The sequence below is a fragment of the Leclercia sp. UBA5076 genome (assembly GCF_002416465.1).
Lineage (GTDB): Bacteria > Pseudomonadota > Gammaproteobacteria > Enterobacterales > Enterobacteriaceae > Enterobacter.
Genome location: NZ_DIAO01000008.1, coordinates 310,919 through 330,708, shown reverse-complemented (window position 1 = coordinate 330,708; position 19,790 = coordinate 310,919). Strand labels below are relative to the sequence as shown.

Below are 19,790 nucleotides of genomic sequence, written 5' to 3'. Positions count from 1 at the left end.
AGAAATAAACGAGGCACCGTGAGGTGCCTGTTGGGTGAAAAAGTGTCGTGACGCTAGTGTCGCCGGTACTCATTTTCCTGGTAGTCACTGGATTCTATTTTTGCAATACCGGCTTCTAAAATAGAAATAAACTGGCGTGCGACATCTGTGGTTAACCACAACGTCTGCCCAACTTCCGCTTCTTCAGTGTCAGGATGATTTGGAGTCTGGTAGTGCAAACGCAGCATCAGTGCGTCGTAGCTATCTACAGTGCTGATATCCCAGCCTACAAGCGGATGGGTCTGGATGACTTCATTATTCTTTTCCATCATAACCCCCTGAATACGTGTTAAAAAGACAACGACTGTGAGGTTCAATGCGTGTTTTTCTGAAGCAATTTCAGTATATCAATAAATAAGGCTTCTGAAGGGAAAAAGAAACAGGCAGTCCCAAATATTTATGCGTTTTAGGATTGTTTGAACATTAAAACGTCATCTTGCTGATGATTTTTGACGAAGTCAGTCAGATTATTCGTGCTTTCACATAAAAAGAGGAAAAAAAGCCGGGGCGACCCGGCAAAAAAACACAATGAAGGAGAAAATTTAATCGGTAATAAACCAGTCGTCAGCGCTCTCCCAGGTTTCCTGTAAAATTTCGCTGATACGCTCTTTATCATCTTTTGCGCCACCGATGACCGAGAGATTGTTTGACCCCGCATAACGCACGGTGACGGCACCTTCGCGTTCGGGAAAGGAGTTGTTTATACGGCGGGATAATTCACCCGCCAGTGCGTCCAGCGCACCAGCAGGCAAAGGCGTTGTTCTGGCAATGGTCACTTCAATACGCATAATTGCCCCCTGTGTTATATACTGTGTATTTATACAGTCATATTGTTGAATTTACAACAGGGGGCAAACAATTTTTAACGCTTCACTGTCCACTGAACGGTTTCACCCGCGAGGAAGGGGATCAGGGTGTCGTCAGTCAGGGGGATGGATTCCACGACGCTGCTCTCTTCGCGCACCAGCTCAACAACGCCCTCATTCACCGGCAGACCGTAGAAACGCGGCCCGTTCAGGGAGCAGAACGCCTCGAAATGTTGCAGGGCATTCATCTCGTCAAAAACCTGCGCGTAGCTGGCAAGGGCGGTCGGGGCATTAAAGCAGCCTGCACAGCCACAGCTGGCCTCTTTACGATGACGGGCATGGGGCGCGGAGTCGGTGCCGAGGAAGACGCGCGCAAAGCCGCTGGCAACCAGCTCGCGCAGCGCTTGCTGGTGGACATTGCGTTTGAGGATTGGCAGGCAGTAGAGGTGCGGACGCACGCCACCTACCAGCATATGGTTGCGGTTGAACATCAGGTGCTGCGGGGTGATGGTGGCCGCCAGGAGCTCGTTGCCATCGCGCACGTACTCCGCGGCATCTTTGGTGGTGATGTGTTCAAACACCACTTTCAGACCCGGCAGGCGCTGGCGCAGCGGCTCCATCACGGTTTCGATGAAACGCGCTTCACGGTCGAAAATGTCGATGTCGGCATGAGTCACTTCGCCGTGGACCAGCAGGGGCATCCCCAGTTTTTCCATGCGCTCGAGCACCGGCATAATCGCGTCAATGCTGGTGACACCGTGGCTGGAGTTGGTGGTGGCGTTGGCCGGATAGAGTTTGGCGGCGGTAAAGACCCCTTCGCTAAAGCCGCGCTCAATCTCATTCGCATCGAGCGTGTCGGTCAGATAACAGGTCATCAGCGGGGTAAAATCGTGACCGGCAGGCACGGCATCAAGAATGCGCTGGCGATAGGCGATCGCCGCATCGACCGTGGTGACCGGCGGCACCAGGTTTGGCATGACAATCGCGCGGCCATAAATTTCACTGGTATACGGCACGACGGTTTTCAGCATATCGCCATCGCGAAGATGGATATGCCAGTCGTCTGGGCGGCGGATTTTCAAAACCTGGGATTGTGCAGTCATGGATAGGCTCCGGCTGAGTGAGATGATTTTTGCCGGACACAAAGAATAGGGGGAAACGTTTTCGTTTGCACTCTTTTCTGTAAAAAAAGGCGCCGAAGCGCCTCACGGGTTAATCGACGAAGGGGATGACAATCTCACCCGGCTTCACTTCGATACCTTTTGCATATTTTTTCGCCAGCGCTTCGCCCTTGCTGTTGTCTTCGCTCAGGATATAAGCCGGCTGGTGATTAAAGTAGTTTTGCAGGGACTGATTCAGGTATGGCATCAGCGTCTGCAGAACCGGTTTCATCTTCTCCGGCGAGACCACGGCGTCGGTGATCTCCATCTGTTGCAGGTAGATGGCGCCCTGATCCTTATTGAAGACCGGCAACGCTTTTAACTTCAGCTTAATATTGGCTTTCTGGCTGCCGAACAGCGAATTCATGTCCAGACTGGCGTCGCCGGAGAGCATCACTTTGTTCGGCTCTTCGCGGCCAATCTGGCTGGCAAGATTGCTCAGGACGATATGCGCATCGGCGACGCCGGGCACACCGATATCTTTCGCAAAGTTATTGCGCTTCTGCAGGGCCTGGTTAATCTCCTGTTCACTGACCGTGTACTGGGTGAGCTGATTACAACCAACCAGCAGACCGCTGATGATCAACGCAGTGGCAATAACAATCTTTTTCATGGTTTTCCTCGACATACTGGCGCTTCAATCCTGACGCGCCAGTATGTCAGGGGAGTGTCCCTCAGACCAGCAGAATAAACTGATAACGGCGAAGAACAGGAATAGTGCCTGAGTCCCGGTCAGGCTCCGGGCTCCAGCACGCCGGGTGCAGCGCGCTTGTGGCTGAACTGCCAGCCCAGCGCGAAGAAAGTAGTTACCCCAATCAAAGTCAGCATCACCCACGGCAGTTCAGGCTGGTTAAAGGCTTTCCCGGCATCGAACAGCCAGCCGCCCCCGGCATAGCCCAGCGCGCCACCAATCGCCAGACCGAGACGGCTGAAGCCCATATAGCTGCCCCGCGCGCGCGGATCGGCCAGCTCGGCGCTCAGCGTTTCACGGGCGGGTTCGGCGATGATGGAGCCGATATAGAAGGTACAAATCAGCATAAACAGCTGTTGCAGGGAGCTCACCATCCCAATGGGCAGCATACTCAGGGACATCAGCAGCAGGCCCGCCATCAAGCGATGCTCGAGGCGGAAGCGTTTTTCGCTCCAGCGAGCAATAGGGTAGAGGAGGGTGAGGGAGAGGCAGGCCTCAATGGCGTACATCCACTTCACCGCCGCCGGCGATCCGGCGATATCGTTAACCATGATCGGCAGCATCAGCATCACCTGTACGCCCAACATGTAATAGCCCGCCAGCGTCAGCACGTAGGTAATGAAACGTTTATCGCGCCAGACGCGGTCGAGTCCCTCCCGTACCGGCGCTTTGACGGTGGAGAGCTTCCAGGCGGGCAGCAGCCAGGCGTTAAAGGCCGCACACAGAATAAACAGCACCGCCCCAGTGGCGCAGACCAGCCGAAAATCGTACTGCAACAGCCAGCTTCCCAGCAGCGCACCCACCACCGCGCCCGCGCTGTCCTGCATCATCAGCAGCGAGAAAAAACGCCCGCGATGCCGGGGACGGATCAGCTTCACGACGAGCGCCGTGCGCGGCGGATCGAACAGCGTGCCGCCAAGCCCGGAAACAATACAGGAGACCCATAGCAGCCAGGGTTCATGGGCAATCGCCATCGTGGCAAAACCCGCCGCCCGCAGCAGCATGCCGGTGACAATCATCGGTTTCGCGCCAAAGCGGTCGGCAATCGCGCCGCCAAACACTCCCAGCCCCTGCTGGACAAACTGGCGCAGCCCCAGCGCAATGCCGACCATCAACGCTGCCCAGCCCATCTGATCGACAAAGCGAATAGAGATGAGGGGGAAAACGACAAAAAAGCCGAGTACAACCAGCATGTTATCAACAAGCAGGAAATATTTACCCAGGCTCCGGGCCTGTGAGATATGGGACATTTCCCCTCCAGGGAAATATACCCGTCATACTTCAGGTTGCCGGTGCGTTGGCCTCCTCGCTCACCCCTGTCACTTACCGGAGTAAGCTCCAGGGGATTCGCTGCGTCGCCGCCTTCCTGCAACTCGAATTATTTAGGGTATCAAGATAATGAGCGCGCTAATATTCTGCGGTGTCGGCAGGTTTTTTCCCACTACGCAGGCGACAATATTTTTTTATCAAAAAGGGGTTTTGATTGAGGGTTTTAATCGAAAAATGTGAAAAGTCTTCAAAATGGTATGTCACTGTTTTCCCAGAAGGCAGCGGCGCAGGTATAGTAAAGCTAACGGGTCAAAGTTGTAACATGAAGGAGTAGTATCCATGTTTGGCTATCGCAGTAATGTGCCGAAAGTACGCCTGACGACCGACCGGCTGGTGGTTCGCCTCGTGCATGAGCGTGATGCCTGGCGTCTGGCGGACTACTACGCTGAGAATCGTCAGTTTTTAAAACCCTGGGAACCCGTGCGGGATGAGAGCCACTGCTATCCTTCCGGCTGGCAGGCCCGGCTGAGCATGATCGCCGAGTTTCACAAGCAGGGCTCAGCGTTCTACTTTGCCCTGCTGGACCCCGATGAAAAAGAGATCATTGGCATCGCCAACTTCTCTAACGTGGTGCGGGGCTCGTTTCATGCCTGCTATCTGGGGTACTCCATCGGGCAAAAATGGCAGGGGCAGGGGCTGATGTTTGAAGCGCTGACCTCGGCAATCCGCTATATGCAACGTACCCAGCACATGCACCGCATTATGGCCAACTATATGCCGCACAATCAGCGCAGCGGCGGTCTGCTGGCGCGCCTCGGATTTGAAAAGGAGGGCTACGCCAAAGATTACCTGCTGATTGACGGCGAATGGCGCGATCATGTCCTGACGGCGCTGACAACCAAAGAGTGGAGCGCGGGGCGCTAAGGAACAGAGATGAAATATCAGTTAAGCGCCACTGAAGCGCGCGTCATTGGCTGCCTGCTGGAGAAGCAGGTCACGACGCCGGAGCAGTATCCGCTCTCGGTAAATGCGGTCACCCTGGCCTGCAACCAAAAAACCAACCGTGAACCGGTGATGAACCTTGCCGAACATGAGGTACAGGATCTGCTGGATGCGCTGGTGAAACGCCACTACCTGCGCACCGTCAGCGGCTTTGGCAATCGCGTCACCAAATATGAGCAGCGTTTTTGCAACTCCGAGTTTGGCGCCCTGAAGCTAAACTCCGCCGAAGTGGCGCTGATCGCCACCCTGCTGCTGCGCGGGGCACAGACCCCGGGCGAGCTGCGCACCCGGGCGGCGCGCATGCATGAATTCGCCGATATGCAGGAGGTGGAACAGACCCTCGAAGGCCTGGCGGCAAGAGAGGATGGCCCGTTTGTCCTGCGCCTGGCGCGGGAGCCGGGCAAGCGTGAAAGCCGCTATATGCATCTCTTCAGCGGAGAGGTTGAAACTACCGCCGCCGCTGAGACAGTGGCTCCCGCCACGGAAGAAACCTTACTGGCCCGCGTTGAAGCGTTGGAAAACGAAGTCGAAGAACTGAAGCAGCGCCTCGATTCGCTGCTGGCACATCTGGGAGATTAACGGTGACAAAATTACGAGTGGGCGTGGTAGGGCTGGGGGGGATCGCCCAGAAAGCCTGGCTGCCGGTGCTGAGCGCCGCGTCAGACTGGACATTGCAGGGGGCCTGGTCACCCTCTCGGGATAAGGCGATCAGGATCTGTGAATCGCTGCGTATGCCTTACTATGAGTCGTTGCAGGAGCTGGCCCGCGCCTGTGATGCAGTCTTTGTCCATACTTCCACCGCCACCCATTACCAGGTGGTTAGCGAGCTACTGCATGCCGGGGTGCATGTCTGTGTTGATAAACCACTGGCGGACAATCTGGCCGACGCCGAGCGCCTGATTGAGCTCGCTGCACAGAAAAAACGCACCCTGATGGTCGGTTTCAACCGTCGCTTTGCGCCGCTCTATCAGCAGCTGAAAAATGGGCTTCAGGAGGCGGCATCCCTGCGGATGGATAAGCATCGCGCCGACAGCGTCGGCCCCAACGATCTGCGTTTTACCCTGCTGGATGATTATCTGCACGTGGTGGACACCGCGCTGTGGCTGGCGGGAGATAATGCGCGTCTCACCGGCGGCACGCTGCAAACCAACGAGCAGGGGGCGATGATCTATGCTGAGCACCATTTCAGCACGGGCAATATGCAGATCACCACCTCCATGCACCGCCGGGCAGGCAGCCAGCGGGAGTGGGTCCAGGCGGTGACGGACGGCGCGCTGCTGGACGTGACCGATATGCGCGAGTGGCGCGAAGAGCGGGGCGCTGGAGTGGTTACGCCGGCTATTCCTGGCTGGCAGAGCACCCTGGAGCAGCGTGGTTTTGTGGGCTGCGCGCGCCACTTTATTGAATGCGTGCAAAATCAGACGGTTCCTGAAACCTCGGGTGAACAGGCGATCCGTGCCCAGCGCATCGTGGAGAAGCTCTGGCGCGATGCCATGAGCGAATAACCCTCTGTAACATCTGCCCATAGCAATTCCTGTTTTTACGAGTAGACTAGGCGCGTTTTGCGTTTTCCAGGCCGGGTAAGCATAGCGATACCCGGCGAAATGACGCCTGCTTTGCAGGCGTTTTGTTTCAGGTAGTGGAAGCTCACGTTAATGAACCTATTAAAATCGCTGGCCGCCGTCAGCTCGATGACCATGTTTTCGCGCGTGCTGGGTTTTGCGCGCGACGCCATTGTGGCGCGGGTCTTTGGCGCAGGGATGGCCACTGACGCCTTTTTTGTCGCGTTCAAACTGCCCAACCTGCTGCGTCGAATTTTTGCCGAAGGCGCCTTTTCCCAGGCGTTCGTGCCTATCCTCGCGGAATATAAAAGTAAGGAGGGTGAAGACGCCACCAGGGTCTTTGTCGCGTATGTGTCGGGGCTGTTGACCCTCGCGCTGGCCATCGTCACCGTGATTGGGATGCTGGCGGCGCCCTGGGTGATCATGGTGACCGCCCCCGGCTTTGCCGATACCGCCGACAAGTTTGCCCTGACTACGCAGTTGCTGCGCATCACCTTTCCTTATATACTGCTGATCTCCCTGGCGTCGCTGGTCGGAGCCATCCTCAACACCTGGAACCGCTTCTCGGTACCGGCCTTTGCGCCCACCTTCCTTAACGTCAGCATGATCGGCTTTGCGCTGTTTGCCGCGCCGCATTTCCATCCGCCAGTACTGGCGCTGGCCTGGGCTGTGACGGTAGGGGGGGTACTCCAGCTGGCGTATCAGCTGCCGCACCTAAAGAAAATCGGCATGCTGGTCCTGCCGCGCATTAACCTGCGCGATGCCGGCGCGATGCGCGTGGTGAAGCAGATGGGGCCGGCGATCCTTGGCGTGTCGGTGAGCCAGATTTCACTCATCATCAACACCATCTTCGCCTCCTTCCTCGTCTCCGGGTCGGTTTCCTGGATGTACTACGCCGATCGCCTGATGGAGTTTCCCTCCGGGGTGCTGGGGGTGGCGCTGGGCACCATTTTACTGCCTTCACTCTCCCGCAGTTTCGCCAGTGGCAACCATGACGAATATTGCCGCCTGATGGACTGGGGGTTACGCCTCTGCTTCCTGCTGGCGCTGCCAAGCGCTGTAGCGCTGGGGATCCTGGCGAAACCGCTCACCGTCTCCCTGTTCCAGTACGGTAAATTTACCGCCTTTGATGCTGCCATGACCCAGCGGGCGCTGATCGCCTATTCCGTGGGACTGATGGGCCTTATCGTGGTGAAAGTGCTGGCCCCGGGCTTCTATTCGCGCCAGGACATCAAAACCCCGGTGAAGATCGCCATTGTGACGCTGATTATGACCCAGGTGATGAACCTCGCATTTATCGGTCCGCTGAAGCATGCCGGTCTGTCGTTATCCATCGGTCTGGCGGCCTGTCTCAACGCCGGGCTGCTCTACTGGCAGCTGCGTAAGCAGCAGATCTTTACCCCGCAGCCGGGCTGGTCGCGCTTCCTGCTGCGTCTGGTGATTGCGGTGCTGGTAATGGCGGCCGCGCTGGTGGGGATGCTCTACGTAATGCCGGACTGGTCGCTGGGCACCATGCCATATCGTCTGCTGCGCCTGATGGCGGTCGTGCTGGTGGGGGTAGTGGCCTACTTTGCCACCCTCGCGGTGCTGGGCTTTAAGGTGAAAGAGTTTGCCCGCCGCACGGCGTAATGCAAAAAAAGGGGAGCGCCTGTCGGTGCTCCCCATTCCTGTGGCTATCGCCTGATTAAATCGAAATTTTCTTTCCGCCGCTGCGTGAGCTGGCTGTCTGGCCATCGGCGCCATACAGTCCTGTCTCCTGATGCGGCTTAAGCACGGCAAGCGCCTGCTGGTTACGGAGGATCTGCCCTTCCAGTAACCACCCGTTGTGCTGATTCAGATCGCGCAGATGCTGCGTTTTTTCAGTAATAGTTTGCCAGCGTTCGACGACATCATCATTTGCACTATGGCGCGCGGATTGCTCGCTGCGTCGCTGCTGTTCAAGGTAGTCCAGCGTGGCCAGCAGTGAGCTTTTATCTTCTGTAATGCGCTGCAGCGCGCTGCCATGAACATTTCCGGCAGAGAGCTGCTGCTGTTCGGCGTCCATGACCGTTTTCAGGTCGTTCAACACGACCGTCATTTGATCCATTATTTCCGTCAGACGACTCATACAGTGGTTACTCTAAGAAACTTTGCGCATCCTGGATCAGCGCATCAGCGATTTTACTGGTATCCATTTTCAGCTCGCCATTGCGGATGGCGGTTTTCAGCGCTTCAACACGCTCCATGTTGATATCGTTGCTACCAGGCTGCATCAGTTTCGCCTGGGCATCGCTCAGCGTGACGCTGGTGCTGTTGGCGGTCGCCGATTTTTGCGGGCGAGTCTTTGCAGTGGCAGTGTCATTCATTTCGCGCGGTTGAACTGGGCTAACCGGCTTCAGGGGCGATGTACGATCAATGCTCATTATATTGTCCTCATCGAGGGTTCGCGGCGTTGGCGCCTGACATCATCATTAAGTTACTTCTATATCGGCAGCCGCCGCATAATCTTTAAAAAGATTATAGGTTAATCAGAATATTCCCATCAGAATCCACCGTTCCACTCACCACCTGGCCCGAAGACATTCTCACCCGGGCGTTTTGCGCAACCGCCGCATTGTTTAGCGCCTGACCTTCACCGTTAACGCTAAAGCCGTCGCCGCTGGCGATAACCATCACCCGCTGCCCCGCTTTGATCCGCCAGGACTGACGCAGCATCGATAGCTGTAAAGGCTGCCCTGGCACCAGATCGCGCAGGCTGACGGCATTCTGCACCTGGTTAATGTCCAGGATGGCCCGGGGCGGAAGCTGATCCAGCCTGCCGCGCTTTAGCGTAACGCTGTCCGGCTGCAGGGCGGCACCCCGGGGGATACTCCGGGACGCGACAACATAATCGCCCGTGGCCTGAACTGCAACCTGTATAAATCGTTTTTCATTGCCACATCGGGCGGTAACGCTGACGTTGCCCCACAGCTTCGTATTGCCGAGAACGCTGAATGCAGGCGTCTCGCACGAAGGACGCATGTTGGCTGGCGTGCGAACCTGCACCGAAACCTCATCGCTGAACCCCGCCAGCCGCTGGGCAAAAAATGTTGTCAGCTGGGCATCAAGATCCTGCGCCTGCGTGAGGGCGCTCCAGAGGAGCAGGGTTGCGGTGAAACCACGTTTGAGTGCCATATCGCCCGTTACCGTCGGTTTAATGATGAGCAGAATTCTACCTGTAGGGGTTTGCCATCAACGCAATAAATAGCGACGCATTTTGTGCTTATTCCGTCGATGAAGTAGACGGGGTGAGATTTAAGCTATCCACTGAAATTTTGCCATCAGCGGAGGAGACATGCTCGATAAACTCGACGCCGCGCTACGTTTTCAGCAGGAAGCGCTCAACTTACGCGCCCAGCGTCAGGAGATTCTGGCCGCCAATATCGCTAACGCCGACACCCCCGGGTTTCAGGCGCGCGATATCGATTTTTCCAGTGAATTAAAGAAAGTGATGGAGCGCGGTCGGGCCGAAAATAGCGGTGTCGCCCTTGCGCTGACGTCTGCACGCCACATTCCCGCACAGACCGTGACCACCCCGAGTATCGATTTACTTTATCGCATTCCCGATCAGCCATCCCTGGACGGTAACACCGTCGATATGGACCGGGAGCGTACGCAGTTCGCCGATAACAGCCTGCAGTACCAGATGGGGCTGACCGTTCTCGGCGGGCAGATTAAAGGCATGATGAATGTTCTGCAGGGAGGCAATGGTTAATGGCCTTACTCAATATCTTTGATATCGCGGGTTCAGCCCTGACCGCGCAATCGCAACGACTGAACGTCGCCGCCAGTAACCTGGCGAACGCCGACAGCGTGGCGGGTCCGGACGGGCAACCTTATCGCGCCAAACAGGTGGTGTTCCAGGTCGATGCGGCACCGGGCGCCGCAACCGGCGGGGTAAAAGTCGCCAGCGTAATTGAGAGCCAGGCACCGGACAAACTGGTCTACGAGCCGGGCAACCCGCTGGCCGACGCCAACGGCTACGTCAAAATGCCGAACGTGGATGTAGTGGGCGAGATGGTGAACACCATGTCAGCGTCCCGCAGCTACCAGGCCAACGTTGAAGTACTGAACACCGTGAAGAGCATGATGCTTAAAACGCTCACTCTGGGCCAGTAAAGGAGAGATCAATGTCCATTGCAGTCAATGTCAATGACAGGTCGAGTGCCACAGGCGTCAGCGGCACCACCGGCAACAGTTCGCTTACCGGCAGCAACGCGTCCGATCTGCAAAGCAGCTTCCTGACGCTGCTGGTCGCACAGCTGAAAAACCAGGATCCAACCAACCCGATGCAGAACAACGAACTGACCACGCAGCTTGCGCAGATCAGTACGGTGAGCGGCATCGAGAAACTGAACACCACGTTGGGTTCTATTTCCGGGCAGCTCGACAGCAGCCAGTCGATGCAGGCCAGCACGCTGATTGGGCATGGCGTGATGATCCCGGGCTCCACCATTCTGGCAGGCAGTAGCAGCACCGACGGCACCAGCACCACCTCCACCACGCCGTTTGGTGTTGAGCTGCAGCAGAGCGCCGATAAAGTGACCGCCACCATCACCGACAGGAACGGTGCGGTGGTTCGTACCATTGATATCGGCGAACTGAAAGCGGGAGTACACACCTTTACCTGGGACGGCACGATGACCGACGGCAGCAGTGCGCCAAATGGTTCCTATAACGTTGCCATCTCCGCCAGCAGCGGCAGTACGCAGCTGGTGGCCCAGCCACTGCAGTTCGCGATGGTGCAGGGTGTGATCCGCAGCAGCAACGGTAACACGCTGGATCTGGGGACTTACGGTACAACTACGCTCGACGAAGTTCGGCAGATTATATAAGCCTTAACCTTTATCAGGAGTAACAAATGGCCTTTTCACAAGCGGTCAGCGGCCTGAATGCTGCAGCCACTAACCTCGACGTCATTGGTAACAACATTGCCAACTCCGCGACCTATGGCTTTAAGTCTGGTAGCGCGTCGTTCGCAGATATGTTCGCCGGTTCCAAAGTCGGTCTGGGCGTAAAAGTCGCCGGGATCACTCAGGACTTCAGCGACGGTACCACCACTAATACCGGTCGTGGTCTGGACGTGGCGATCAGCCAGAACGGTTTCTTCCGTATGCTCGACAGCAACGGTTCCGTCTATTACAGCCGTAACGGCCAGTTCAGCCTGGACGAAAACCGCAACCTGGTAAACATGCAGGGTCTGCAGGTGACCGGCTATCCGGCAGCGGGTAGCCCGCCAACGGTACAGACCGGCGCGAACCCGCAGCCGATCACCATTCCTAACAATCTGATGGCCGCTAAAGCGACCAGCACCGCAGCCCAGCAGATCAACCTGAACTCCACGGACAGCGTGCCTAACATCCCGTTTGACGTGACCAGTGCCAACCCGGATTCAGACAGCTTCAACAAGAAAGGCACCATCACCGTCTATGACAACCAGGGTAACGCCCACAACATGTATGTCTACTACGTGAAAACGGCGGACAACAAGTGGGATCTCTACACCCAGGACGGTAGCGCCGCGAACGGCCAGATCACCAAATCTGCCCAGATGAGCTTCGACCCCAACGGCAACCTGGAAGGGATCTATAACTACAGCCCAGCCGGTGTTTTGAGTGCGACGCCAAACGCCAATCCGGCCATTAACGTGACCACCGATCCGCTGAGCGGCGCGCTGCCGGTGACCTTCTCCCTGAGCTTCCTGAACTCCATGCAGCAGAACACCGGGGCGAACAACATCGTGGCGACCAACCAGAACGGCTACAAGCCGGGCGACCTGGTGAGCTATCAGATCAACGACGACGGTACCGTGGTAGGTAACTACTCCAACGAACAGAACCAGGTGCTGGGTCAGATCGTACTGGCAAACTTCGCCAACAACGAAGGTCTGCAGTCTGAGGGGAACAACGTCTGGTCTGCCACGCAGTCTTCAGGCGTGGCGCTGCTGGGCACCGCCGGTTCCGGTAACTTCGGTACCCTGACCAACGGCGCGCTGGAAGCCTCCAACGTCGACCTGAGTAAAGAGCTGGTCAATATGATCGTCGCGCAGCGTAACTATCAGTCGAACGCGCAGACCATCAAAACCCAGGATCAGATCCTCAACACGCTGGTTAACCTCCGCTAAGTGGCTGACGGGATAGCTTAATGGATCACGCAATATATACCGCGATGGGCGCCGCCAGTCAGACGCTCAATCAGCAGGCCGTCACCGCCAGCAACCTGGCGAACGCTTCGACGCCGGGCTTTCGCGCGCAGCTCAATGCGATGCGCGCCGTCCCGGTGGAAGGGCTCTCCCTGCCGACGCGTACGCTGGTGACCGCCTCCACCCCGGGAGCCGATATGACGCCCGGGCAGATGGATTACACCTCGCGCCCGCTTGATGTGGCGCTGCAGCAGGACGGCTGGCTGGCGGTTCAGACCGCAGACGGCGGCGAAGGCTACACCCGTAACGGGAACATCCAGGTGGACGCGGTCGGGCAACTGACCATCCAGGGACGTCCGGTTATTGGTGAAGGTGGCCCGATCACCGTGCCGGAAGGCTCGGAGATCACCATCGCGGCCGACGGCACCATCTCCGCCCTGAACCCGGGCGATCCGCCAAACACCGTCGCGCCGGTTGGCCGCCTGAAGCTGGTAAAAGCCGAAGGTTTTGAAGTGCAGCGTGGCGACGACGGCATGTTCCGTCTGACCCAGGCGGCGCAGGCTACCCGTGGCGCAACGTTACAGGCTGACCCGACCATTCGCGTCATGTCTGGCGTGCTGGAAGGCAGTAACGTTAAGCCAGTAACCGCGATGACCGACATGATCGCCAGCGCCCGCCGTTTTGAAATGCAGATGAAGGTGATTTCCAGCGTTGATGAAAACGCCAGTCGCGCCAACCAACTGCTGTCAATGAGTTAACAGGACTACTTATGATCAGTTCTTTATGGATCGCGAAAACCGGCCTCGACGCGCAGCAAACCAATATGGATGTCATCGCCAACAACCTGGCGAACGTCAGCACCAATGGGTTTAAGCGTCAGCGTGCGGTTTTCGAAGATTTGCTTTATCAAACCATTCGCCAGCCAGGGGCACAGTCGTCTGAACAGACTACGCTGCCTTCCGGTCTGCAGATTGGTACCGGTGTTCGCCCGGTAGCGACTGAACGTCTGCACAGCCAGGGCAACCTCTCCCAGACCAACAACAGCAAAGACGTGGCGATCAAGGGCCAGGGCTTCTTCCAGGTTCAGCTCCCGGACGGGACCTCTGCCTATACCCGTGACGGTTCGTTCCAGGTGGATCAGAACGGCCAGCTGGTGACCGCGGGCGGTTTCCAGGTGCAGCCGGCGATCACCATTCCGGCGAACGCCCTGAGCATTACCATCGGGCGTGACGGGATCGTGAGCGTGACCCAGCAGGGCCAGGCTGCGCCGGTGCAGGTTGGCCAGCTTAACCTGACCACCTTTATGAACGACACCGGTCTGGAAAGTATCGGTGAAAACCTGTACATCGAAACCCAGTCCTCCGGCGCACCGAACGAGAGCACGCCGGGTCTGAACGGTTCAGGTCTGCTGTATCAGGGGTATGTGGAAACCTCAAACGTCAACGTCGCGGAAGAGCTGGTGAATATGATCCAGGTTCAACGCGCGTACGAAATTAACAGTAAAGCAGTGTCGACGACCGACCAGATGCTGCAGAAACTGACGCAACTCTAAGGTGTAGCCCGGTGCGGTTCACGCCGCACCGGCTCCCTGTTTTCGAAGATGAAGGCAATGCAAAAACACGCGGCGATTCGTTATCCCATAGTGACTCTCCTGGCCGTTACCCTCAGCGGTTGCGCCTGGGTTCCGTCTCAACCTTTGGTGCAGGGTGCGACTTCCGCCCAACCCATTCCTGGCCCGACGCCGGTAGTGAATGGCTCAATTTTCCAGACCGCGCAGCCGATTAACTACGGTTATCAGCCGCTGTTTGAAGACCGTCGCCCACGTAATATCGGCGATACGCTGACCATCCAGCTACAGGAAAACGTCAGCGCCAGTAAGAGCTCGTCGGCGAATGCCAGCCGCGACGGGAAAACCAATTTTGGCTTCGACACTGTGCCACGCTATCTCGAAGGACTCTTCGGTAACGCGCGCGCCGATGCCGAGGCGTCTGGCGGCAACTCCTTTAACGGTAAAGGCGGCGCCAATGCCAGCAACACCTTTAGCGGCACGTTGACGGTAACCGTCGACCAGGTGCTGGCGAACGGCAATTTACATGTAGTGGGTGAAAAACAGATCGCCATCAACCAGGGCACGGAATTCATTCGCTTCTCCGGTGTGGTTAACCCTCGCACCATCAGTGGCTCCAACACCGTACCGTCCACTCAGGTGGCCGATGCGCGCATTGAGTATGTCGGCAACGGCTACATCAATGAGGCGCAGAATATGGGCTGGTTGCAGCGTTTCTTCCTTAACTTATCACCGATGTAATCGAGGTGACCTATGTTTAAATCCCTCTTCGGGTTCCTGCTGGTGCTGGTGGCAACATGTGCCCAGGCCGACCGTATTCGCGATCTCACAAGCGTACAGGGTGTGCGGGAAAACTCACTGATCGGTTACGGTCTGGTTGTGGGGCTTGACGGGACGGGTGACCAGACCACCCAGACGCCGTTCACGACCCAGAGTCTGAATAATATGCTCTCCCAGCTCGGCATCACGGTGCCCGCCGGGACCAACATGCAGCTGAAAAACGTGGCGGCGGTAATGGTCACCGCCTCTTTCCCGGCCTTTGCGCGCCAGGGGCAAACCATCGACGTGGTGGTCTCCTCCATGGGGAATGCGAAAAGCCTGCGCGGCGGGACTCTGCTGATGACCCCCCTGAAAGGGGTAGATAGCCAGGTGTATGCCCTGGCGCAGGGTAACATCCTTGTCGGCGGGGCGGGTGCCTCCGCAGGCGGCAGCAGCGTGCAGGTCAACCAGCTTAACGGCGGCCGTATTACCAACGGGGCGGTTATTGAGCGTGAACTGCCGACCCAGTTCGGCAGCGGCAACACCATTAACCTGCAGCTGAATAATGACGACTTCACTATGGCGCAGCAGATTGCGGACACCATCAACCGCAACCGCGGCTACGGCAGCGCTACCGCGCTGGATGCCCGCACCGTGCAGATCCGCGTCTCCAGCGGCGGCAGTAACCAGGTGCGTCTGCTGGCGGATATCCAGAATATGGAAGTGAACGTCACGCCGCAGGATGCCAAAGTGATCATCAACTCCCGCACCGGCTCGGTGGTGATGAACCGTGAGGTGACGCTGGATAGCTGCGCCGTGGCGCAGGGCAACCTGTCGGTGACCGTCAACCGCTCGGCTAACGTCAGCCAGCCAGATACGCCGTTTGGCGGCGGTGAAACGGTGGTGACGCCGCAGACCCAAATCGATTTGCGTCAGAGCGGCGGCTCGCTGCAGAGCGTGCGCTCCAGCGCCAACCTGAACAACGTGGTACGTGCCCTGAACGCGCTGGGCGCCACCCCGATGGATCTGATGTCGATTCTGCAATCCATGCAGAGCGCGGGCTGCCTGCGCGCCAAACTGGAAATTATCTGATGCTGACCGATAGCAAACTGCTGAGCAGCGCGGCCTGGGATACCCAGTCGCTCAACGAACTGAAGTCTAAAGCGGGTAAAGATCCGGCGGGCAATATCCGCCCGGTTGCCCGCCAGGTGGAGGGGATGTTTGTCCAGATGATGCTGAAAAGCATGCGTGAAGCCCTGCCAAAAGATGGCATCTTCAGCAGCGATTCCACGCGTCTGTACACCAGCATGTATGACCAGCAGATTTCGCAGCAGATGACTGCCGGTAAAGGGTTAGGACTTGCCGATGTGATCGTTAAGCAGATGGCGGCCGCGCAGGGCGTGCCGCCAGAAGAGGCACCGCAGCAGGTGCCGATGAAGTTCGATCTGGAAAGGGTCACCAGCTATCAAAACCAGGCTCTGACGCAGATGGTGCGTAAAGCGGTGCCGAAGGTGCCTGAGAGCAATGATGAACCCCTTACCGGCGACAGCAAAGACTTCCTGGCGCAGCTCTCCCTGCCGGCGCGTCTCGCCAGCCAGCAGAGCGGGGTGCCGCATCACCTGATCCTCGCCCAGGCGGCGCTGGAGTCGGGCTGGGGGCAACGGCAGATCCGTCGTGAGAACGGTGAGCCGAGCTTTAACATCTTTGGGGTGAAGGCCTCGGGGAGCTGGAAAGGGCCGACTACCGAGATCACCACCACCGAGTATGAAAACGGCGAAGCGAAGAAGATCAAAGCCAAATTCCGCGTCTACAGCTCCTATCTCGAGGCACTTTCAGACTATGTCGGCCTGTTGAGTCGTAACCCGCGCTATGCGGCAGTGACCCAGGCCGCGACGGCAGAGCAGGGTGCGCAGGCGTTGCAGAACGCGGGCTATGCCACCGATCCACAGTATGCCCGCAAGCTGACCAGCATGATCCAGCAGCTGAAAGCGATGGGTGAAAAAGTCAGCAAAGCCTACAGCAACGATATCGAAAATCTGTTCTGAAAGTTCTCAAGTCCGGCTGGGGCCTGCCGATAATCTCCAGCAGGACTCGTGTCTGAAAGTATAAAAGGAACCCCCATGTCCAGTTTGATCAACAGCGCCATGAGTGGCCTCAGTGCAGCACAGGCTGCGCTGAATACCGCCAGTAATAACATTTCGAGCTACAACGTGACGGGCTATACCCGTCAGACGACGGTGCTGAGTGCCTCAAACAGCACGCTGACGGGCGGCGGTTGGGTTGGCAACGGCGTGTATGTCTCTGGGGTACAACGCGAATATGATGCATTCATTACCAATCAGCTGCGCACCGCGCAGAACCAGAGCAGTGCCCTGACGACCCGCTACCAGCAGATGTCCAAAATTGACGACATTCTCTCTGGCAGCACCAACAGCCTGGCGACCACCCTGCAGGGTTTCTTTACCAGTCTGCAGACTCTGGTGAGCAACGCCGAAGATCCGGCGGCGCGCCAGACGGTACTGGGCAAGGCTGATGGTCTGGTGAACCAGTTCAAGGTGAACGATCAGTATCTGCGGGATCAGGATAAGCAGATCAACACCGCCATCGGTACCAGCGTTGATCAGATCAACAACTACGCTAAACAGATTGCCAACCTGAACGATCAGATTTCCCGCCTGACCGGCGTGGGTGCGGGCGCATCCCCGAACAATCTGCTCGACCAGCGTGACCAGCTGGTGAGCGAGCTGAACCAGATCGTGGGGGTTGAAGTCTCCGTTCAGGATAGCGGCACCTATAACGTCTCCTTTGGCAATGGCTACAACCTGGTTCAGGGCAGCACCGCTAATCAGCTGGCGGCCGTGAAGTCGAGCGCCGATCCATCCCGCACTACGGTGGCGTTTGTTGACGGCACCTCGGGCCCCGTAGAGATCCCGGAAAAACTGCTGACCAGCGGCTCTCTGGGCGGCATGTTGACTTTCCGTACCCAAGAGCTCGACGCGGCACGTAACACTCTTAACCAGCTGGCGCTCTCTTTCGCTAACGAGATGAACAGCCAACACGCAAAGGGCTTTGATCCAGAAGGTAACGCTGGCGGTGAGTTTTTTAAAATTGGTGCTCCCGCGGTACTGGGAAACACCAAAAATACCGGCTCGGCCTCCGTCACTGCCGCCATTAACGTGGCAGACAGCGCTAAAGTACAGGCTACCGACTACAAGATGGAGTTTGACGGCGGCAGCTGGAAGATCACCCGCCTCTCGGATAAAACCACGGTTAAGCCAGTTGATGACGGCAAAGGTAACTTGTCCTTTGATGGCCTGACGGTGAACGTATCGGGCACGGCGAATAACAAAGACAGCTTTATCGTTAAGCCTGTCGTCAATGCCATCGTCAATATGGATGTGGCGATTAGCGATGAGTCTAAACTGGCGCTGGCGTCTGACGCCACCGGCGGTGAAAGCGATAACCGCAACGGCCAGGCGCTGCTGGATCTGCAAAGTAGCAAAGTGGTCGGCGGCAATAAAACCTTTAATGATGCCTACGCCTCGCTGGTCAGTACCGTCGGCAGCAAAACCGCGACGCTGAAAACCAGCAGCACCACCCAGGCAAACGTGACGACGCAGCTGAGCAACCAGCAGCAGTCGATCTCCGGGGTTAACCTCGATGAAGAGTATGGCAACCTCCAGCGCTACCAGCAGTACTACCTGGCCAATGCCCAGGTGCTGCAAACTGCCAGCACGCTCTTTGACGCGTTAATCAATATTCGCTAAGGCCGAGGTGAACGATGCGTATTAGCACCCAGATGATGTACCAGCAGAACATGCGTGGGATCACCGACTCCCAGAGCAAGTGGCTGAGCTACGGTGAGCAGATGTCCACCGGTAAACGTGTTAACCGTCCTTCTGACGATCCTATCGCTGCGTCTCAGGCGGTAGTATTGTCCCAGGCGCAGGCGCAAAACAGCCAGTATACGCTGGCCCGCTCTTTTGCCTCCCAGCGAGTCGGGCTGGAAGAGAGCGTTCTGGGCCAGGTGACCACTGCGCTGCAATCAGCACAGGATAAAATTGTTTATGCCGGAAACGGCTCTCTGAGTGATAACGACCGCAGTTCCATTGCCACCGATTTGCAGGGTATCCGCGATCAGCTGTTGAACCTGGCAAACAGTACCGATGGCAACGGACGCTATATTTTTGCCGGTTATAAAACGGATGCTCCGGCATTCGATCAGGCAACCGGAAAGTATGATGGCGGCGACACGCCGATCAGGCAGCAGGTCGATTCCGCGCGTAACATGCAGATCAGCCATACCGGCCTGGAAGTGTTTGAATCTTTCACCAGCAATGCCGCGCCAGAACCTGATGGCTCTGCCCCGGAAAAGAATTTGTTCAAAATCCTGGATAACGTGATTGCGGCTTTGAAAACGCCAGTCAGCGGCGATCAGGGCAAGAGTGATCAACTGACTCTGGACATTGATAAAGCAAACCGCGGATTACGTAATTCCCTTGATAACGTGCTGACAGTGCGCGCTGACCTGGGCACCAAACTGACTGAACTCGATGCACTCGATACGCTGGGCAGTGACCGGGCGTTAGGCCAGACCCAGCAGATGAGCGACCTGGTGGACGTTGACTGGAACTCGGCTATCTCATCTTATGTGATGCAGCAGGCGGCGCTTCAGGCATCTTATAAAGCATTCAGCGATATGCAGGGTATGTCTCTGTTCCAGTTGAATAAATAACTGACTTGACCTTTAGAACATGGCTTGAAACTGGTTATGT

23 protein-coding genes are annotated in these 19,790 nt (G+C 57.1%); 15 read left to right on the top strand and 8 right to left on the bottom strand.

The window, feature by feature from the left end:
- Positions 1-53: 53 nt before the first annotated feature.
- From bssS to mdtH, 5 genes are all read right to left on the bottom strand, one after another.
- A complete protein-coding gene (gene bssS, locus B3X29_RS09075) occupies positions 54-308 on the bottom strand; it encodes a biofilm formation regulator BssS (RefSeq protein ID WP_103179063.1) in 255 nt (84 codons plus the stop codon).
- 273 nt (positions 309-581) lie between these two features.
- Positions 582-827, bottom strand: a complete 246-nt coding sequence (gene dinI / locus B3X29_RS09070; RefSeq protein WP_103823692.1) for a DNA damage-inducible protein I — start codon at positions 825-827, stop codon at positions 582-584.
- Positions 828-901: 74 nt separating this feature from the next.
- Entirely contained in the window at positions 902-1,948 is a 1,047-nt protein-coding gene (gene pyrC / locus B3X29_RS09065) for a dihydroorotase (RefSeq protein ID WP_159339150.1), read from the bottom strand.
- Between the two features lie 109 nt (positions 1,949-2,057).
- Positions 2,058-2,618 carry a lipoprotein gene (locus B3X29_RS09060; protein ID WP_103179066.1) on the bottom strand — a complete coding sequence of 187 codons (561 nt, stop codon included), beginning with the start codon at positions 2,616-2,618 and terminating at the stop codon, positions 2,058-2,060.
- A 119-nt stretch (positions 2,619-2,737) separates the two neighbouring features.
- Entirely contained in the window at positions 2,738-3,946 is a 1,209-nt protein-coding gene (mdtH, locus tag B3X29_RS09055; RefSeq protein WP_103179067.1) for a multidrug efflux MFS transporter MdtH, read from the bottom strand.
- A 358-nt stretch (positions 3,947-4,304) separates the two neighbouring features.
- Between mdtH and rimJ the strand changes: the two genes are divergently transcribed.
- The 4 genes from rimJ (at position 4,305) to murJ (ending at position 8,158) form a co-directional block, all read left to right on the top strand.
- The gene (rimJ, locus tag B3X29_RS09050) at positions 4,305-4,889 is read left to right on the top strand and encodes a ribosomal protein S5-alanine N-acetyltransferase (RefSeq protein ID WP_103179068.1); all 585 of its coding nucleotides are present in this window, start codon (positions 4,305-4,307) and stop codon (positions 4,887-4,889) included.
- Positions 4,890-4,898: 9 nt separating this feature from the next.
- Positions 4,899-5,546 carry a YceH family protein gene (locus B3X29_RS09045; RefSeq protein ID WP_159339149.1) on the top strand — a complete coding sequence of 216 codons (648 nt, stop codon included), beginning with the start codon at positions 4,899-4,901 and terminating at the stop codon, positions 5,544-5,546.
- A 2-nt stretch (positions 5,547-5,548) separates the two neighbouring features.
- Positions 5,549-6,472 carry a Gfo/Idh/MocA family protein gene (locus B3X29_RS09040; protein ID WP_159339148.1) on the top strand — a complete coding sequence of 308 codons (924 nt, stop codon included), beginning with the start codon at positions 5,549-5,551 and terminating at the stop codon, positions 6,470-6,472.
- Positions 6,473-6,622: 150 nt separating this feature from the next.
- Entirely contained in the window at positions 6,623-8,158 is a 1,536-nt protein-coding gene (gene murJ / locus B3X29_RS09035; protein WP_103179071.1) for a murein biosynthesis integral membrane protein MurJ, read from the top strand.
- Between the two features lie 55 nt (positions 8,159-8,213).
- On the opposite strand, the gene flgN is transcribed toward murJ, so the two are convergent.
- The 3 genes from flgN to flgA form a co-directional block, all read right to left on the bottom strand.
- The gene (gene flgN / locus B3X29_RS09030; protein WP_103179072.1) at positions 8,214-8,636 is read right to left on the bottom strand and encodes a flagella biosynthesis chaperone FlgN; all 423 of its coding nucleotides are present in this window, start codon (positions 8,634-8,636) and stop codon (positions 8,214-8,216) included.
- 7 nt (positions 8,637-8,643) lie between these two features.
- Positions 8,644-8,931, bottom strand: coding sequence for a flagellar biosynthesis anti-sigma factor FlgM (flgM, locus tag B3X29_RS09025; RefSeq protein ID WP_103179073.1), 288 nt, complete (start codon positions 8,929-8,931; stop codon positions 8,644-8,646).
- 94 nt (positions 8,932-9,025) lie between these two features.
- Complete coding sequence (flgA, locus tag B3X29_RS09020) at positions 9,026-9,682, bottom strand: flagellar basal body P-ring formation chaperone FlgA (protein WP_156654274.1); 657 nt, start codon at positions 9,680-9,682, stop codon at positions 9,026-9,028.
- Between the two features lie 160 nt (positions 9,683-9,842).
- Between flgA and flgB the strand changes: the two genes are divergently transcribed.
- The 11 genes from flgB (at position 9,843) to flgL (ending at position 19,750) form a co-directional block, all read left to right on the top strand.
- Positions 9,843-10,262 carry a flagellar basal body rod protein FlgB gene (gene flgB, locus B3X29_RS09015; RefSeq protein WP_103179075.1) on the top strand — a complete coding sequence of 140 codons (420 nt, stop codon included), beginning with the start codon at positions 9,843-9,845 and terminating at the stop codon, positions 10,260-10,262.
- Positions 10,262-10,666: a flagellar basal body rod protein FlgC gene (gene flgC / locus B3X29_RS09010; protein WP_103179076.1), complete on the top strand. Its 405-nt coding sequence runs from the start codon at positions 10,262-10,264 to the stop codon at positions 10,664-10,666. The genes flgB and flgC overlap by 1 nt, the downstream gene beginning before the upstream one ends.
- Before the next feature lie 11 nt (positions 10,667-10,677).
- Complete coding sequence (flgD, locus tag B3X29_RS09005) at positions 10,678-11,382, top strand: flagellar hook assembly protein FlgD (RefSeq protein WP_103179077.1); 705 nt, start codon at positions 10,678-10,680, stop codon at positions 11,380-11,382.
- 26 nt (positions 11,383-11,408) lie between these two features.
- Entirely contained in the window at positions 11,409-12,671 is a 1,263-nt protein-coding gene (gene flgE / locus B3X29_RS09000) for a flagellar hook protein FlgE (RefSeq protein ID WP_156654275.1), read from the top strand.
- 20 nt (positions 12,672-12,691) lie between these two features.
- Positions 12,692-13,447, top strand: a complete 756-nt coding sequence (locus B3X29_RS08995) for a flagellar basal body rod protein FlgF (protein ID WP_103179079.1) — start codon at positions 12,692-12,694, stop codon at positions 13,445-13,447.
- An 11-nt stretch (positions 13,448-13,458) separates the two neighbouring features.
- Entirely contained in the window at positions 13,459-14,241 is a 783-nt protein-coding gene (gene flgG / locus B3X29_RS08990) for a flagellar basal-body rod protein FlgG (RefSeq protein ID WP_032617536.1), read from the top strand.
- 57 nt (positions 14,242-14,298) lie between these two features.
- Positions 14,299-14,997, top strand: coding sequence for a flagellar basal body L-ring protein FlgH (gene flgH, locus B3X29_RS08985; protein WP_039028917.1), 699 nt, complete (start codon positions 14,299-14,301; stop codon positions 14,995-14,997).
- Positions 14,998-15,009: 12 nt separating this feature from the next.
- Positions 15,010-16,107: a flagellar basal body P-ring protein FlgI gene (locus B3X29_RS08980; protein ID WP_103179080.1), complete on the top strand. Its 1,098-nt coding sequence runs from the start codon at positions 15,010-15,012 to the stop codon at positions 16,105-16,107.
- Positions 16,107-17,060 (top strand): flagellar assembly peptidoglycan hydrolase FlgJ, encoded by a 954-nt coding sequence (gene flgJ / locus B3X29_RS08975; protein WP_103179081.1) that lies wholly within the window; start codon positions 16,107-16,109, stop codon positions 17,058-17,060. The genes B3X29_RS08980 and flgJ overlap by 1 nt, the downstream gene beginning before the upstream one ends.
- Positions 17,061-17,135: 75 nt before the next feature.
- Positions 17,136-18,782 (top strand): flagellar hook-associated protein FlgK, encoded by a 1,647-nt coding sequence (gene flgK, locus B3X29_RS08970; protein WP_156654276.1) that lies wholly within the window; start codon positions 17,136-17,138, stop codon positions 18,780-18,782.
- 14 nt (positions 18,783-18,796) lie between these two features.
- On the top strand, positions 18,797-19,750 hold the full coding sequence (gene flgL, locus B3X29_RS08965) for a flagellar hook-associated protein FlgL (protein WP_103179083.1): 954 nt from the start codon (positions 18,797-18,799) through the stop codon (positions 19,748-19,750).
- Positions 19,751-19,790: the final 40 nt, after the last annotated feature.

Coding starts and splice junctions, on each gene's coding strand:
- flgC (WP_103179076.1), top strand. CDS start 10,262: ATGGCCTTACTCAATATCTTTGATATCGCGGGTTCAGCCCTGACCGCG.
- flgB (WP_103179075.1), top strand. CDS start 9,843: ATGCTCGATAAACTCGACGCCGCGCTACGTTTTCAGCAGGAAGCGCTC.
- flgD (WP_103179077.1), top strand. CDS start 10,678: ATGTCCATTGCAGTCAATGTCAATGACAGGTCGAGTGCCACAGGCGTC.
- flgL (WP_103179083.1), top strand. CDS start 18,797: ATGCGTATTAGCACCCAGATGATGTACCAGCAGAACATGCGTGGGATC.
- pyrC (WP_159339150.1), bottom strand. CDS start 1,948: ATGACTGCACAATCCCAGGTTTTGAAAATCCGCCGCCCAGACGACTGG.
- rimJ (WP_103179068.1), top strand. CDS start 4,305: ATGTTTGGCTATCGCAGTAATGTGCCGAAAGTACGCCTGACGACCGAC.
- flgA (WP_156654274.1), bottom strand. CDS start 9,682: ATGGCACTCAAACGTGGTTTCACCGCAACCCTGCTCCTCTGGAGCGCC.
- flgH (WP_039028917.1), top strand. CDS start 14,299: ATGCAAAAACACGCGGCGATTCGTTATCCCATAGTGACTCTCCTGGCC.
- flgJ (WP_103179081.1), top strand. CDS start 16,107: ATGCTGACCGATAGCAAACTGCTGAGCAGCGCGGCCTGGGATACCCAG.
- B3X29_RS09045 (WP_159339149.1), top strand. CDS start 4,899: ATGAAATATCAGTTAAGCGCCACTGAAGCGCGCGTCATTGGCTGCCTG.
- flgN (WP_103179072.1), bottom strand. CDS start 8,636: ATGAGTCGTCTGACGGAAATAATGGATCAAATGACGGTCGTGTTGAAC.
- flgG (WP_032617536.1), top strand. CDS start 13,459: ATGATCAGTTCTTTATGGATCGCGAAAACCGGCCTCGACGCGCAGCAA.
- murJ (WP_103179071.1), top strand. CDS start 6,623: ATGAACCTATTAAAATCGCTGGCCGCCGTCAGCTCGATGACCATGTTT.
- flgE (WP_156654275.1), top strand. CDS start 11,409: ATGGCCTTTTCACAAGCGGTCAGCGGCCTGAATGCTGCAGCCACTAAC.
- mdtH (WP_103179067.1), bottom strand. CDS start 3,946: ATGTCCCATATCTCACAGGCCCGGAGCCTGGGTAAATATTTCCTGCTT.
- flgK (WP_156654276.1), top strand. CDS start 17,136: ATGTCCAGTTTGATCAACAGCGCCATGAGTGGCCTCAGTGCAGCACAG.
- B3X29_RS08980 (WP_103179080.1), top strand. CDS start 15,010: ATGTTTAAATCCCTCTTCGGGTTCCTGCTGGTGCTGGTGGCAACATGT.
- B3X29_RS09060 (WP_103179066.1), bottom strand. CDS start 2,618: ATGAAAAAGATTGTTATTGCCACTGCGTTGATCATCAGCGGTCTGCTG.
- dinI (WP_103823692.1), bottom strand. CDS start 827: ATGCGTATTGAAGTGACCATTGCCAGAACAACGCCTTTGCCTGCTGGT.
- B3X29_RS08995 (WP_103179079.1), top strand. CDS start 12,692: ATGGATCACGCAATATATACCGCGATGGGCGCCGCCAGTCAGACGCTC.
- flgM (WP_103179073.1), bottom strand. CDS start 8,931: ATGAGCATTGATCGTACATCGCCCCTGAAGCCGGTTAGCCCAGTTCAA.
- bssS (WP_103179063.1), bottom strand. CDS start 308: ATGGAAAAGAATAATGAAGTCATCCAGACCCATCCGCTTGTAGGCTGG.